This is a genomic window from Nocardia sp. NPDC049190, from assembly GCF_040648115.1.
GTDB lineage: Bacteria > Actinomycetota > Actinomycetes > Mycobacteriales > Mycobacteriaceae > Nocardia.
On the sequence record NZ_JBEZDE010000025.1, the window covers coordinates 93,034 to 106,444 of the forward strand.

The 13,411-nt window shown below is 65.9% G+C and carries 13 protein-coding genes; 5 read left to right on the forward strand and 8 right to left on the reverse strand.

What is annotated here, in order from left to right:
• Positions 1–169 precede the first annotated feature (169 nt).
• Positions 170–2,455, reverse strand: a complete 2,286-nt coding sequence (locus tag AB0B25_RS21675) for a helix-turn-helix domain-containing protein (RefSeq protein WP_357182290.1) — start codon at positions 2,453–2,455, stop codon at positions 170–172.
• A gap of 1,632 nt (positions 2,456–4,087) precedes the next feature.
• Between AB0B25_RS21675 and AB0B25_RS21680 the strand changes: the two genes are divergently transcribed.
• Positions 4,088–4,309, forward strand: coding sequence for a hypothetical protein (locus AB0B25_RS21680; protein ID WP_357182293.1), 222 nt, complete (start codon positions 4,088–4,090; stop codon positions 4,307–4,309).
• 219 nt (positions 4,310–4,528) lie between these two features.
• Here the strand turns inward: AB0B25_RS21680 and AB0B25_RS21685 are convergent, their stop codons facing one another.
• Positions 4,529–6,145, reverse strand: a complete 1,617-nt coding sequence (locus AB0B25_RS21685) for a hypothetical protein (protein ID WP_357182296.1) — start codon at positions 6,143–6,145, stop codon at positions 4,529–4,531.
• Positions 6,146–6,210: 65 nt separating this feature from the next.
• Here AB0B25_RS21685 and AB0B25_RS21690 point away from each other — a divergent pair, with 65 nt between their 5' ends.
• On the forward strand, positions 6,211–6,810 hold the full coding sequence (locus tag AB0B25_RS21690) for a hypothetical protein (protein WP_357182298.1): 600 nt from the start codon (positions 6,211–6,213) through the stop codon (positions 6,808–6,810).
• On the opposite strand, the gene AB0B25_RS21695 is transcribed toward AB0B25_RS21690, so the two are convergent.
• From AB0B25_RS21695 to AB0B25_RS21705, 3 genes are all read right to left on the reverse strand, one after another.
• A complete protein-coding gene (locus AB0B25_RS21695; protein ID WP_357182342.1) occupies positions 6,791–6,991 on the reverse strand; it encodes an IS3 family transposase in 201 nt (66 codons plus the stop codon). The genes AB0B25_RS21690 and AB0B25_RS21695 overlap by 20 nt on opposite strands.
• Before the next feature lie 70 nt (positions 6,992–7,061).
• A complete protein-coding gene (locus tag AB0B25_RS21700) occupies positions 7,062–7,265 on the reverse strand; it encodes a DUF397 domain-containing protein (protein WP_357182301.1) in 204 nt (67 codons plus the stop codon).
• Positions 7,262–8,119 (reverse strand): helix-turn-helix transcriptional regulator, encoded by an 858-nt coding sequence (locus AB0B25_RS21705; protein WP_357182304.1) that lies wholly within the window; start codon positions 8,117–8,119, stop codon positions 7,262–7,264. The genes AB0B25_RS21700 and AB0B25_RS21705 overlap by 4 nt, the downstream gene beginning before the upstream one ends.
• Positions 8,120–8,433: 314 nt before the next feature.
• On the opposite strand from AB0B25_RS21705, the gene AB0B25_RS21710 reads away from it, so the two are divergent.
• Together AB0B25_RS21710 and AB0B25_RS21715 are read left to right on the forward strand one after the other, a co-directional pair.
• Positions 8,434–8,772 (forward strand): hypothetical protein, encoded by a 339-nt coding sequence (locus tag AB0B25_RS21710; RefSeq protein ID WP_357182306.1) that lies wholly within the window; start codon positions 8,434–8,436, stop codon positions 8,770–8,772.
• Positions 8,773–8,778: 6 nt separating this feature from the next.
• Entirely contained in the window at positions 8,779–8,937 is a 159-nt protein-coding gene (locus tag AB0B25_RS21715) for a hypothetical protein (RefSeq protein ID WP_357182309.1), read from the forward strand.
• A gap of 514 nt (positions 8,938–9,451) precedes the next feature.
• Here AB0B25_RS21715 and AB0B25_RS21720 read toward each other — a convergent pair.
• Positions 9,452–11,086, reverse strand: coding sequence for an AMP-binding protein (locus AB0B25_RS21720; RefSeq protein WP_357182312.1), 1,635 nt, complete (start codon positions 11,084–11,086; stop codon positions 9,452–9,454).
• Positions 11,087–11,186: 100 nt separating this feature from the next.
• Between AB0B25_RS21720 and AB0B25_RS21725 the strand changes: the two genes are divergently transcribed.
• The gene (locus AB0B25_RS21725) at positions 11,187–12,038 is read left to right on the forward strand and encodes a LuxR C-terminal-related transcriptional regulator (RefSeq protein WP_357182315.1); all 852 of its coding nucleotides are present in this window, start codon (positions 11,187–11,189) and stop codon (positions 12,036–12,038) included.
• A gap of 162 nt (positions 12,039–12,200) precedes the next feature.
• Here AB0B25_RS21725 and trmD read toward each other — a convergent pair whose 3' ends face one another.
• Both trmD and rimM read right to left on the reverse strand, forming a co-directional pair.
• Complete coding sequence (gene trmD, locus AB0B25_RS21730; protein WP_357066968.1) at positions 12,201–12,890, reverse strand: tRNA (guanosine(37)-N1)-methyltransferase TrmD; 690 nt, start codon at positions 12,888–12,890, stop codon at positions 12,201–12,203.
• A 64-nt stretch (positions 12,891–12,954) separates the two neighbouring features.
• Positions 12,955–13,411, reverse strand: a 457-nt coding sequence (gene rimM / locus AB0B25_RS21735) for a ribosome maturation factor RimM (protein ID WP_357182319.1), incomplete at its 5' end; no start/stop codon positions are given.

Consider the following 13,411-nt stretch of genomic DNA (forward strand, 5'->3'; position numbering starts at 1 on the left):
CCAACGAGTTCAGCCTCTTTCCGTCCGGCTGGTCAGTCAGCCCGAAGCGAGCTGGAGGTCCCATCGGATCTCACCTCGACCGGGCCGTTTCGCCGAGTTCTGGGCGCAGATCTATGCACAGAGATACCGATGATGCGGCAGGTCCGCACCCGACCGGAGAGCAGGCGATTCAGAATGGCTCACCCATTATTGCTGTCAGGGCTCGTTGGTATCGCGGGCCCGGCGTGACGCGATCTTTCTCCCACTTCGATACGAGTTGTTTCGTGCATCCGTTCGGTTCTCCCAATTCCAGTCCTTTCTCGCGTATCTTGACGGCCAACTCCTCCATGGACAAACCCATCCGCTCACGCGCGAAGTGCAACCGCGCTCCGAAAGATGTTCCAGTTGCCGGTGCTTCTTCGGTCGGCGGCCTGAAGTCCTCACCGGTCACCGCTTCCAACGCACGCCGGTAACGAGCTTGCGGCATCACCTGATCCCTCTCCCACCTCGACACCATCATCGGGCTGCAGTTGTTCGGCTGTCCGGACTCCTGTCCTGCTCGCTGTATCTCGGCAGCGAACTCTTCCTGCGACAGGTCCAGTCGTTCGCGGGCGGCGCGCACCCGCGTCCCGAAAGATGCTCCAACCGTCAGCGCTTCTTCCGTCGCCGTCTGCGTTTCTTCCGTCCACGACCGGAAGTCCTCACCGGTCACCGCCTCCAACGCACGCCGGTAAAGACGCCTGGGCATTCTGCCGTTCGATTCCCAGTCCTGTACCGCGTCCGCACTACAGTTGTTCGGTTGTCCGGATTTCTCTCCTGCCTGGCGTATCTCGGCAGCGAACTCTTCCTGCGACAAGCCCATCCGGATGCGCGCAGCGCGCACCTGCGACCCAAAGGATATTCCAGCTGTCTGTGCGGTATCCGTCGACTGCCCGAAGTCCTCGCCGGTGACCGCCTCCAACGCACGACGGTAACGCGGCCCAGGCGTCACACGACCGGCCTCCCATTCCCCCACGAGTTGCCTGCCACATTCATTCGGTTCACCCAGCTCTCGTCCTGCCTGCTGCAGTGCCTCGGCGAACTCCTCCTGAGACATGCCCAGGCGTTCGCGAGCGGCGCGCGACCGCGCCCCGAAGGATGTTTCAGCCATCTGCGCAATTTCGGTCGAGGACCCGAAGCGCTCACCGGTCACCGCCTCCAACGCCCTCTGGTAACGCGGTCCAGGCCACGTGCGATTGTGCTCCCAATCTTGTACTGCGCGCGAGCCGCAGTAGTTCGGTTGCCCTAGCTCCTTCCCTGCCCGGCGTATCTCTTCCGCGAACTGTTGCTGTGTCAGGTTCATTCGTTCGCGCGCGGCGCGCAATCGCCCTCCATCGGACAATCCTTTCGTGAAGGCCGCCTCTGTCGAGGACCCGAAATGCTCACCGGTCACTTCCTCCAACGCACGCAGGTAGTGCGGCCGCGGCGTACTTTGGCCGGACTCCCACATCGATAACTGGCGGCGAGTGAAGTTGTTCGGTTCCCCTAATTCCTCTCCCGCTCGGCGTATCTCGTCCACGAACTCGCTCTGCGACAAGCCCATCCGCTCGCGCGCGGCGCGCACCCGTTCGCCATCAGATAACTGTGTGTTCACATCCTCCGGCACCGCGAAAGGTGTTCCAGTAGTCTGCGCTGTTTCGGTCGACGGCCCGAACCGCTCACCGGTCACCAACTCCAACGCTGGCCGGTAACGCCACCCAGGCGACGTGCGATTATCCTCCCAGTTCTGTATCGCGTGGCGGCTGCAGTCGTTTGGTCGCCCCAATTCTTGTCCTGCCCGGCGTATCTCGGCGGCGAACTCATCCTGAGACAGGTTCAACCCTTTGCGGGCAGCGCGCAATCGCTCTCCATCGGACAACCTTCCCATGATGGCCGGCTCTGTCGACGACCCGAAATGCTCACCGGTCACTTCCGTCAACGCCCGCTGGTAACGCGGCCCTGGCAGGTGTCGGCCGGACTCCCACTTCGATACCTCGCCGTTGGTGCAGTTGTTCGGTTCCCCCAATTTCTGACCCGCCTGGCGTATCGCTTCCGCGAACTGTTGCTGCGTCAGGTTCATTCGTTCGCGCGCGGTGCGCAACTGTGCCCCGTCGAATAGCCTCGTGTGCACATTCATGTGTGGCTTGTCGGGGCCTTGCGTACCTGGCGTGTGTGGTTCAGCTGCTGGGTCGCGGCCGCCCGTTCGCTGTTCATCGACGAGATCGGCTCGGATAGCGGTGATTGTCTTGTTGCCGTCGGAGAACTGTTCGACTCTCCAGTTCGAGCCCGTCGCCTTGTCCAACAGCGGCCGTAGGGTGGCGAGGTGTTCTAACCGTGGAGCACGGTCGGGAAAGGTGAACCGGAGCGTAACGGCCCCGTTCCACGGCAGCACTGTCGCTGCCAGTGTCACTCCGGTCTGCATACGGGCAAGTCCGAAGGTCACCACTTGGGTGGTCATCCGGGCCGCCGACTGGACTCGGTCGGTGTCCCGCCAACCCGAGCGATGCATCAATTCGGCGACTGCCTGCCCAGCCGCAGGCGCTCGGACGATATCGCCTGGACCGAAGTCCCGGGTCACTGACATCGCGTCGTGACGCGCGCCAGCGTCGGCATCATTGTGGTGTGTACGCACGTTCGTCCCGGTGTCCGCGTCACCGGGGTCCGGACGAGCCGGTGATGTCGCGGCATCGGTTATGTCCTTCGATACCGGGGTCGTTCGGGGATCGGGGGGTTGTCCCCGCGATGTCGTTGGGGAGGGGTCGGCGCGCGTAGTCGAGTGGCCTGGATCGTGTTGTGGTGGCGGCGGGCCGCCAGCAGGCGGAGGGGACGAGGGTGGCTCGTTGCCGCCGGGGCTCTTTGCGCTCGAACCGCTCATGACCGGTCCCGAACCGCCGGATCCGGAGTGGGGGCCCGGAACGGTGCCGGACGCGTATACCGACCCCGGAGCGGGTGGCGGCGATGGCCTCGGCATGGGATCGGCTCCCCGGTTTTCGCCCGGGCTGCCGTCGCCGTGGGCAGACATTCTCGGTGCCCGGGCCGGATCTGCACCCACACCGGAAAGTATCGGGGCTGGTGTGGCATCCGGAGGTATGGCCTTGGGTTTGACGTGTTCGACGATGCCTGGCGCCTGCTGCAACACCGGATGCGTCCCCACCCCACCGGTGACTGCTATGGGCGCGTGCGGCTGTGCCGTGTCAGGCTGAAACTCGCGGAACCGGCCAGTCCCGGCGACGATCCCCGACCACTCCGAAGGCATTCCCTCCCCACCCGCAGCAGTGGTTTCCGGCGCCTCCGGCACGGGTCGAGCCGGAACGGCGCCCTTCTCCGGGGGCCGCATCCCGCCCTCCGAGACTTTCGCGTCGGCTGCCTCCACTGTGTCGTGGGTCTTCTGGTCGACCGCATCCATAACCTCCCGAGCAGGAGGCTGGTGCAGGTAGCGGGTGGCATCGCCAGGGGTGGTCGGCTCGGGCCTCGCGTGCGCGTGCTGACCTACCATGCCGAGGGCGGCACCGCCGAGTAGGTCCGCCGGGCTCAGATAAAACTCTCCGGTCAACAGGCGGGCGGTGAGCACACCACCCACGACGCCGAACATCCCGCTGATGCCCGCAACCGCCATTCGGCCCCCGCGGCTGGACTGCGCGTGTGGCATATACTTTTCGGCCAATCGTCCGCCGGCTATGCCAGCGAGGGTCGCGCCCGCACCGGTGGCGAATGACAGACCGACCGAATCCCAGTCCTGCACACCGTCGAGGGCGATCGTTTGTGCGGTGATATCGATCCCGGCGTCCAGCGCACCGGAACCCACCCCGTAGGCGGCGGGCAGGGCCGCCCGCTCGATCATGCTCGCGGCCGATGGGGCCACGCGCACAACGAGATTGTTCAGCAGGCTCGCCCGCTCGGCCGCTCTCGCCGCCGATCGCACGGCTACGCGCTCCGACCAGGCGGCCAGATAGGCCACACACTTCTGCCTCCATGTGGCCAGAACGGCGATGCCGCCCAGGCCCGAGGATCCCGTCCAGGCGACATAGAACTGCCAGGCCGCGGTGATCCCGAACAGCGCTAGTTCCACAGCCGTCCGCAGAGCCGTCTCGTGCTGCTCCCTGCACTGGTCAGCGAAGTTGTAGCAAACTGCGGCGTGCTGCTGGAGGGCCTTTTCGAACTCTGCTGCGGCCCTGACCGGTTCTTCGCGATTGATCACCTCGGGCAGACCGGAAACCGTGGGCTGCAATGCCTGACTGTGCTGGAGAAACTGGTCGCCCGCAGCCCGCCAGTAACCCTCCATCCGGAGCGGGCCGTACACTTGCTGTTCTGACGGATACTGGTCCTGCCACAGCGCGTACTGGACGGGAGCGGGAATTGCGGCCAGCACATCGAACGGGTACATCGTCGTCGCCGTTGTCATCGACGCACCACTTCCGCTCGAGTTCGAACCGCCATACCACAGAGCCGGCGCCTCCCCAATGACGCGCCAGCCACATGCATCCCGGCAGGATGAACGAATCGAGGCTACGTCAGCATTCGCGCGAGGACACTATTCCCATCGGCGGTGAATTACGTCTTCTTGCGTGCTCTCGACAAGATGCCGATGCAATGTCCGCGCGGGTGCGGTGGCGTAGCGACCGTTCAGCACGACATCGGTGAACGCCTCCGCCAGCGCTTCGCCGGGTTCGAACCGCCCGTGCTCGAAACTTCGGCCGCTGAGCGCGCTGCGCCAGTGCTTGAAGCCGCGCAGCACCCGGCCGAGGTCGTCGGCATAGTGCCCGGTACCCACGAGTTCGAGGTACTCGGCGATCAGTGCTCGCTGTGCGCGGCGCCGAGCGACGCCACCCGCGCCGAGGTCGAGGACGCGGCCGAGCTGCCGGACAGTCGCCGCGTAGACAGGGCGCTCGGTGGAGCAGGCCACGACCGGTTCCGGTGACCGGATGGCCGCCAACACCTCGGCCAGCCGACGCCGATCTTTCGCGACCCCGGCGTCGAGGACGACCGACCAGTGCGACACCCTCCGCCCGTCGATCTCGATGGCGTCATCGCGCCGCGTGGCCACGACGGTGCCTGCGAGTGGTGAGATCTCGACCACGCGGAGGCCCGGTACCCGGTACCTGGTGAGCACGTCATCGAGGGCCGTGGCGAACTCCGCGACCGTGAGATGGTCGAGGTCGGGGTCGTTGAATCCGACCACGTCGATATCGTGCCGTGCCGCCAGCGACCGGGCCAGGCGCTCGACCGCAACGGGATCGGTGTGCGGCCAGGGGGCCGCGGTCGGTGCGGGGCGTGGCTTCTTATCGGGGTCTTTCCGTCGGCGCGGTGTCGGTTTGGGCGTCGGTCGGGGGGTTTCGTCCGCTGTCCGCCGAGGAGGCTGCGCGCCCGCTCTCGACCATGGCGTGCCCGGCGGCTTGCCAGCATTCGGTGCGGTGACGCCTTGCGGTGCGATCTTGTCGACGGGCTGTGGCACCGCGGCTGTCTCGCCACGTCGCGGAGTCGTCGCCGCGGAGTGGTTGCGGTCGGCGGAGACCGAGGAGTTCACGGCGGGCGGTGCTCCTGGCCGAGTATCGCGATCGGGTCGGGGATACAGAGCCCCCGGCATCGCGCCGGGTTGCTCGGCCGGATCGTCGGTCGGTCGCGGTGTACCGGATCCCGGATCGCCAGGTGATGGGGAAGCGGAACGATCCGCGGCATCGGGCACGGCCGACTCGTCACTACCGGTCGGCGGTGCCGGATGCCATGCCGTGTCCCCGGTGGACGACGATGGCGCCCATCGCGGTTCACCCCCGACAGCGCCGGGCGGCGTGTGGCCCGGGGGGCTGGCGTCATCTGCTCCAGGTTCGGCCGGCCTTCCGCCGGTATTGTGCAGTTGCACGGCGCCGTGACGGTCCTGCGCCTCGAAACTGTGTGCGGCGGCGGCCAATTGGCTACCGAACGAACTCAGCGCCTGCGCGAGAGCACCGAGGCCGGCCAATCCCTTCTCCGCGTCGGGCAGGTAGTACTTCTCGAAGGCCTTGCCGGACTCGTTGTCACCCCAAGGTCGGCCTTCCAGAGCAAGACTGCGTCGCAGTCCCTCCACCATCTGCCGAGCTTGCTCGCCGATCTTCTCGACAGTTGCTCCATGGGCTCGGAGCCCGTCGAGATCGACCTCCAACGGCCTACTCACACCTGAGCTGCTCACCACGTCAGCCGAATAAGTACGAACCGCAATCACGGCCAACGCTGTCCAGTTTGTCCTTGGCCGTCCCGAATCCGCCCTTGCCGCTACGGGTCGAGCACATCGGAGCCGTGGTGACCGACACCATCGAAGTCCGGCTGATCGGCGAACGCGACAACATCAAGGTCATGACCTCCCCGGAACCGGTGCGCGACATCGTCACCGATCGGCGCATTTTACCCAACGCAACGGCATCGGCGCCAGCGCCTACCGCCGAGCCCGACTCCGCAGCCGAAGGAGGACGCATGCCACGACCGATGTCCTTCGCACTCACCGAACCCCCGGTCCGACAACGCACTGAAACCGTGACCTGGCTAGCCGGATGGCTGATTCCGCGGCCCGGCGACCGCGTCACGCCGCGCCGGAAGGCGCAGGGCCGCAAGTTCGGTGAACCGCTGGAGCGCATCACCGACGTCGAACTCGTCTCGATACATCGGGAACGACTCGACGCCATCATCGCCACCGACAACCGCAGGTTTCCCGGCGCTCCGAACCGCAAAACCGTCCTCCCCGCGATGAACCGCACTGCTCCGAAAGTTGGGCCGGTGATCGGTGATTTCAGGCGGCAAGCGCTGAGCCGGTATTGCACCGAGGTCAGGCCCTCGAGCTTTTGATTCGAGTTGTGTTGCACCAGGTGATGTAGTCGTCGAGCGCGGTCGCGAACGCATCGACGGTGCGGAATCGGTGGCGGTGGAACAGTTCTTCTCCGTGGTGGCCGAGGAAGTTCTCCGCGACCGCGTTGATGTCGTAGCAGTTGGCTCGGCGATGACATCGACTGGGACGCTCCGACACCATGCGCAAGCACTCACCGGCACCGGAACAGCGAAGCCCCGCCGAAGCGGGGCTTCACGAGTGCGAACTCCAGTCAGTAACGGTTGAATTCGCCGCTGTGTGCACCCGACAGGAATGCATCCCACTCGGTTGGAGTGAAGACCAGTGCGGGGCCGGAAGGGTTTTTGCTATCCCGCACGCCGACCATGCCCCCGTCCAGATGCGCCACCTCCACGCAATCCTTGGCCCCTGCGCTTCGGCTGCTCTTGAACCAGCGGGCTCCGGACAGATCGATCATTTATCCCACTCCTTCAACGTCGTCAGCACCAGATCCCTGGATGCCGATTCGGATAACGCTACACGCTGCATCTTCTCTGCAATCTGGATGTATGTAGCCACCTCGGTCTCGCGTTCTAGGTATAGGTCGCCCACTAGACCCTCCATGTAGGCCACTGGCGGTTCGATGAGCCGAGATGTCGGCAGGGGCGGGAAGGCGAACACGACAAAGCTGGTCCGCGCTATCAGTGCGATCGGAGTCTGGGCATCGAACGGTACGATCCGTACCGAAACGTTCTGGAGCGTCGACAACTCGGTAAGGTGCCGAAACTGATCCGCAACGACTCCCGGGCCGCCAACCATGTAGCGCAGGACTGCCTCAGAGAGAATTGCTTCGAACCGAAAGTCGTTTCTGGTCAGTAGATCTTGTCGTTTGCCGACCATGTCCAGGATGCCCTCAACTTCTCCCGGCGGCATGTCTGGTCGCTCGGCCCACATGAGCGCCCGGCGATACTCGCGGGTCTGCAATAGCCCGGGTACGAGTGTCGTCTGCCACGAGATGATCCGGTCGGCAGACTCTTCCAGCGCCAGGTAGTAGTTGAAGTCGGATGGAATGGCATCGGCATATGCTCGCCACCACCCACCGCCCGACGGTTGCGCCAATCGGATCTCTTGCGCCAGGTCGAGAAGTAACCTGCGCTCCTCGTCATCAGCGCGAAAGGCGTTGGCCAGGGCATTTATTCCCAAGTTGGTTATCTTGGTAACCCTGCCATCTTCGAGACGACCGTACGACTGGGGTGAAACCTCCACGATGCGTGCGGCATCGGCTTGCGTGATGCCGTTTCGCTCTCGGAGCCCTTTCAACTGACGGCCCAAAGCCCGTCTGGGTAGCGTAGATCCAGTGGTCATCATTACCCCCGCTAAGTGGATCGGTGAAATATGGCAGGTTCCGTGGTGGAAGAGCACTGATTCCCCCGTGGAGTATCCACGATAGCGCTTCGAATCTCGCTGTGCAGCAGGTCTACTGAAGAAGCGCGCCCGGTACAGGCCAGCCTCTCCCTCTCGTCCCAGAGGGAGAGGACACCACCGCACGGCCTGGAGAGCCAAACGGTGATGGTCCGGTATCTCGGAGCGAAACCCCGCCGGACCCTGCACCGGGCGCGCACCAAGACTAGCCACTGGAGCGCGCTATGTCGTACGCGATTCTGTATCTGAACGCCCAACGGTTCACCGACGAGGAAAATCGAACCCTCCAAGAGCTTCGGTGCGGGGCACTCGCACCCGCCTTCGGCTTGGACCTGGGACGGTCGGTCATTGTCGATGAGCGTGATGAGCATCCATGGACACTCCAGGAAGCGCTCAGAACCGGCCCCGCCGCGATCGTCACATATTCGCTGGCGCACATCGACTATCGACCTCAGGAAATACTGACGACCTGCAACTTGCTCGTGGTGAAACCACAGGGCTGGTACCACAAAGGACATACCGGCTTCATCGCAGGCATGTCCATGGCCCCCACCAGCGACTGAGCCGCAATGGGCATCGACCGAACCACCCGCAGTTCAACGGGTCCTGACGAGATTCTGCCCTATGTCGACCCGAAAGTAACAAAAGCACTTATCGCAAGTGCTGATCCCACTATGGAGACGATCCAGCGGATTGCAAAAGCACTCCGTGAGTTGGTGGAGCAATGATCCCCACCGCAAGACCCACGCCAACCCCTCGAATACCTGGCGGCAAGCAAATTTCAGAAGGAATAGTCATGCGAGCATCTATCGTCCCGTTGGCCATCTGCTTGTCCGCCGTTGCCGGCGCGAGCATTGCCAGTGCCACTCCGACGCCAGTAGCTAATTCGGGAAGGCATGGGGCGAGGGCGAGGAAGCCCAGGAAGTGTCGTGGAGCCATGCGCGGGCTCGGTGGGTGACCTGCCGTCTCATCCTCGAGACATAGCGCCTGAACGCGACGCTGGGCCAGCCGCCGCTGCAGGTCACCGTGGGTTGCGCGCTGACCGTGCTGGCCGAACCGGCCAGCACGGCACCTCTGTCCATGGCGAAACCGGCCTGGAACAGGGCCGTCGCGCCATCCTTCGGACGCACAGCGAACTGCGGCGGTGGCGGTTCGGCCCGTTCCCGCAGCGGGCGCACCTGCCACGTACCTGAGCGAGCAGCGCAGTGTCCGAGACGCCGGAAGCATCACTGGGCAGCGACATCACCGAACCTCCCCCTGCCGGAGCACGAATCGCTGCACCTTGCCGCTGGGCGTCTTCGGCAGACTCGGCACGAAATGGACCTTGCGCGGGTAGGCGTGCGCGGCGAACCTCGTCTTCACCAGACTCTGTAGCTCGGCCTCCAGTTCGGCGCCGCCCGCGCCGCCGTCGCGCAGCACCACGAACGCCTCCAGCACCTCGCCGCGCAGCTCGTCCGGCATGCCGACCACAGCCGCCTCGGCGACCTGATCGTGCACCACGAGCACGCTCTCCACCTCGAACGGGCCGATACGGTAGCCCGCCATGATGATCACGTCGTCGTCGCGAGCGGAGAAGCGGAAGGAGCCGTCCGCGTCCTGCGATCCCGCGTCGCCGCTCAGATACCAGCGGCCGTCGGCGGTGTAGCGCTGGGCGGTACGTTCCGGGGCATCGAGATAGCCGAGGAACCACAGCAGCGGGCTGTGCTCGGTGTCGATGGCGATCCGGCCCAGTTCACCTGCGGGAGCGATGGTGTCGGCGTCGTCGGCGAGCACAGCACAGGACCAGCCCGGCAGCGAGTGGCCCATCGAGCCCATCGGCGTGCTGGTATCGAGGTCGTCGTGCCAGGCGTTGCAGATGACCATGCCGTGCTCGGTCTGGCCGTAGTGGTCGCGCACCGCGACACCCAGGGACTCGATCGACCAGGCGACGACCTCGGGCGTGAGCGGCTCGCCCGCCGAAGACGCTCGGCGCAGCTGGAAACGCATCGGCGGCATGGTGCGGTCGGCACGCAGCGCTCGGTACACCGTGGGGGCCGCGGCGAAATTGGTGACGCCGAATTTTTCGAGCACCTGCCGCGTCAGCAGGGCGGAGAAGCCCGCGTGCAGCAGGATGCTGCGGATCCCCGTGGCCAGCGGACCGAGTATGGCGTAGTACAGGCCATAGGCCCAGCCCGGGTCGGCGGCATTCCAGAACACGTCGTCCGCCCGTACGTCGAGCGCGAATTCCTGATAGGCGTGGAAGGAAGCGAGCGCGCGCAGCGGAATCGGGACACCCTTGGGCGTGCCAGTGGTCCCGCTGGTGAACAACTGAACCAACAGTCCGTCGCCACCGATCGTGACCGGCCCGGCATGCGGGTGGGTGGCCGAGTAGGCGTCGAGCAGATCGGCCATGCGCAACGCGCCCTCGGGAACGTCCGCGCCGGTGACGATCAGTCGCCACGGCGGCTCGGCCGGCAGGTCCGGGCCGGCGGCCAGCTTCGGCGCCTGGTCGGCATCGGCGACGACGATCGAGACGCGGGCGACCGCGAGCCGCAACGCGATCGCGGGCGGGGCGAACGCGGTGAACAGCGGGACGTGCACGGCTCCGCGGCGCCAGATGCCGAGCAGCGCGACCACCAGGTCCGCCGACTTCGCCATCAGCGTGGCGACCCGGTCGCCGGGCCGCACACCGAGTTCGGCGAGCGCCGCGGCGAAACGGGCCGAACGTTCGCGCAGCTCGCCGTAGGTGAGATCGGTCGACGACAGGTCTGCCTCGACGACGGTGAAGGCGACCTGCTCGGCCGGATGCCGATCACACAGCAGATCCGCCGCGGTCGCGTCGCTCCGGTCGTAACGGTCCAGCAGGTCGCGCACCCGCTGATTCGGATCGGTGCCCATCTCGCTTCTCCTCATACCGTGACCCGGCGCAACCCGGGTGTGCAATAGGATGTAGGTCACATCCCGTTTGCCGCTACCCCCGAAAAGGGGTGAGTCTCCCGTGACCGACACCGCATTGCTGCGTCCGCGTGACGGGGACGCGTTGCGCGCCGAGATCCGCTGGGTGGCGGGCAAGGCTGCAGTGCCGGTGGTCTTCGGCGGGGAAGTACATGAGGACGCGCTATTACTGTCGGAATTCGTCGGCACCGTAACCAACGGCCTACGCGGTCTGTCCGTGTCGCGCGCCTCGGGGCTGGGCGGGCGTGTGATGGATTCAGGGCATCCCGCCTCGGTCGCGGACTATCCCAACGCCTCCTCGATCACCCACCATTACGACGGCCCGGTCTCCGGCGAAGGTATTCGCTCCGTGCTCGCCGTCCCGGTGGTCGTAGACCAGCGATCCCGCGCCGTGCTCTACGCCGCGACCCGCGGCAGCAGCCCGCTGGGCGATCGCACCGCGGATCTCCTCGTCCAGGCGGCTCGCCGCCTATCCATCGAGATCACCATCCGCGACGAGGTCGACCGCCGGCTGCGGCTGCTCGCGGCGACCGTGCCCGCGGCCGATACGGCACCCGAGATCGCCGAGGAACTGCGCGATATCCACGCCGAGTTGCGCGGCATGGCCCGCTCCACCGAGGACGACCGATTACGCGGCCGCCTGCACGCGGTGTCCGAACGGCTCACCCACGCTCTGGTCGGCACACCGCGCACCGACAGCCCGACCCTGTCGCGCCGCGAACTCGATGTGCTCTCCCACGTCGCGCTCGGGTGCACGAATCAGGAAGCAGCACAACGTCTCTCGCTCGGAACGGAAACCGTCAAGAGCTACCTGCGCAACGCGATGGTCAAGCTCGACGCGCATTCTCGCCACGAAGCGGTCGTAACGGCTCGCCGCCACGGACTTCTCCCCTGACGACATCACGGGTATTGACGTTGCGATGTGCGCGAATCCACAGACCACGCAGCATGACACACGCCGGAGGACTTCGACCGGGTCGAATGAGGTCTGATCGCTCGACGCATTCCCGGTGCCGGTCCAGGTCGCCGAGCCACGACCTGTTCCCCGGTCCCCGAGTTACGCGTCATGGTCCCGCAGCAGATCCGGGCGGCGCGCACGCGTGCGGGCGAGGCCCTGTTCGCGGCGCCAAGCGGCCACCTTGGCGTGGTCGCCGGAGAGCAGGACCGGCGGAACATCCAGGCCACGCCAGGAGACCGGGCGGGTATAGCTGGGCCCTTCGAGTAGGCCGTCGGAGAACGAATCCTCTTGGTGGGACTGCTGATTGCCGAGCACGCCGGGCAGCAGCCGGACCACGGCCTCGGTCATGACGAGGACCGCCGCCTCGCCGCCGATCAGCACGTAGTCGCCGATGCTGACCTCTTCCACTCGGACACGGCGGGCCGCGTCGTCGAAGACCCGCTGGTCGATGCCCTCGTAGCGACCACAGGCGAAGACGAGATGCCGCTGCGCGGCCCAGCGATGCGCGGTGGCCTGGGAGAACGGCACGCCTGCGGGAGTAGGGACGACCAGCAGTGCGTCATCCGGGCAGACCTCGTCGAGAGCCGCACCCCACACAGTCGGCTTCATGACCATGCCGGGTCCACCGCCGTACGGGGAGTCGTCGACCGACTTGTGCACGTCGTGAGTCCAGCGGCGCAGATCGTGCACCGTGAGCGAGATCAGTCCCTTGTCGATCGCCTTGCCCAGCAGCGCGGTGCGCAGCGGCTCCAAGTACTCCGGAAAGATCGTGACGACATCGAGTTTCATGCCTGCCTCCTGTCACCCGGGCGTCGGCGCACCCCGTCGGCCGAGCGAACCGTCTCACCCCGACTCATTCCGGGTCGAGCAAACCCTCGGGCGGGTCGATGACGACAAGGCGGTCGGTGACCGACACCGTCGGCACGATGGCGGTGACGAACGGGATCAAGATCTCCCGGCCGTCGTCGGCGGCGCGCACCGAGAGCAGTTCGCCCGCCGCGGAGTGCAGCACCTCGCGTACGGATCCGACCACCGTGCCGTCGGTGAGCCGGACCTCCAGCCCCTCCAGTTCATGGTCGTAGAACTCGTCCGGATCGTCCGATGGCGGGAGGTCCGCGCTGTCGATCACGAACAGCGTGCCGCGCAGCGCGTCGGCGGCGGTGCGATCGGCGACACCGGCCAGAGACACCAGAAGTCGGCCCGAGTGCTCTCGGGCCGCCACCACCGGGGAAAACCGGATCAACACGGGGACCCCCCCCCCCACCCGCCCGAACCCGACCCCCCCCCACAGCACCTCGGGCGCGGCGGGT

What these genes read in the sequence shown, in the direction of transcription:
- AB0B25_RS21700 (WP_357182301.1), bottom strand. Translation starts at nt 7,265, where the DNA reads ATGATCGATCTGTCCGGAGCCCGCTGGTTCAAGAGCAGCCGAAGCGCA.
- AB0B25_RS21715 (WP_357182309.1), top strand. Translation starts at nt 8,779, where the DNA reads ATGGGCATCGACCGAACCACCCGCAGTTCAACGGGTCCTGACGAGATT.
- AB0B25_RS21675 (WP_357182290.1), bottom strand. Translation starts at nt 2,455, where the DNA reads ATGACCACCCAAGTGGTGACCTTCGGACTTGCCCGTATGCAGACCGGA.
- AB0B25_RS21695 (WP_357182342.1), bottom strand. Translation starts at nt 6,991, where the DNA reads ATGGTGTCGGAGCGTCCCAGTCGATGTCATCGCCGAGCCAACTGCTAC.
- trmD (WP_357066968.1), bottom strand. Translation starts at nt 12,890, where the DNA reads ATGAAACTCGATGTCGTCACGATCTTTCCGGAGTACTTGGAGCCGCTG.
- AB0B25_RS21720 (WP_357182312.1), bottom strand. Translation starts at nt 11,086, where the DNA reads ATGGGCACCGATCCGAATCAGCGGGTGCGCGACCTGCTGGACCGTTAC.
- AB0B25_RS21710 (WP_357182306.1), top strand. Translation starts at nt 8,434, where the DNA reads ATGTCGTACGCGATTCTGTATCTGAACGCCCAACGGTTCACCGACGAG.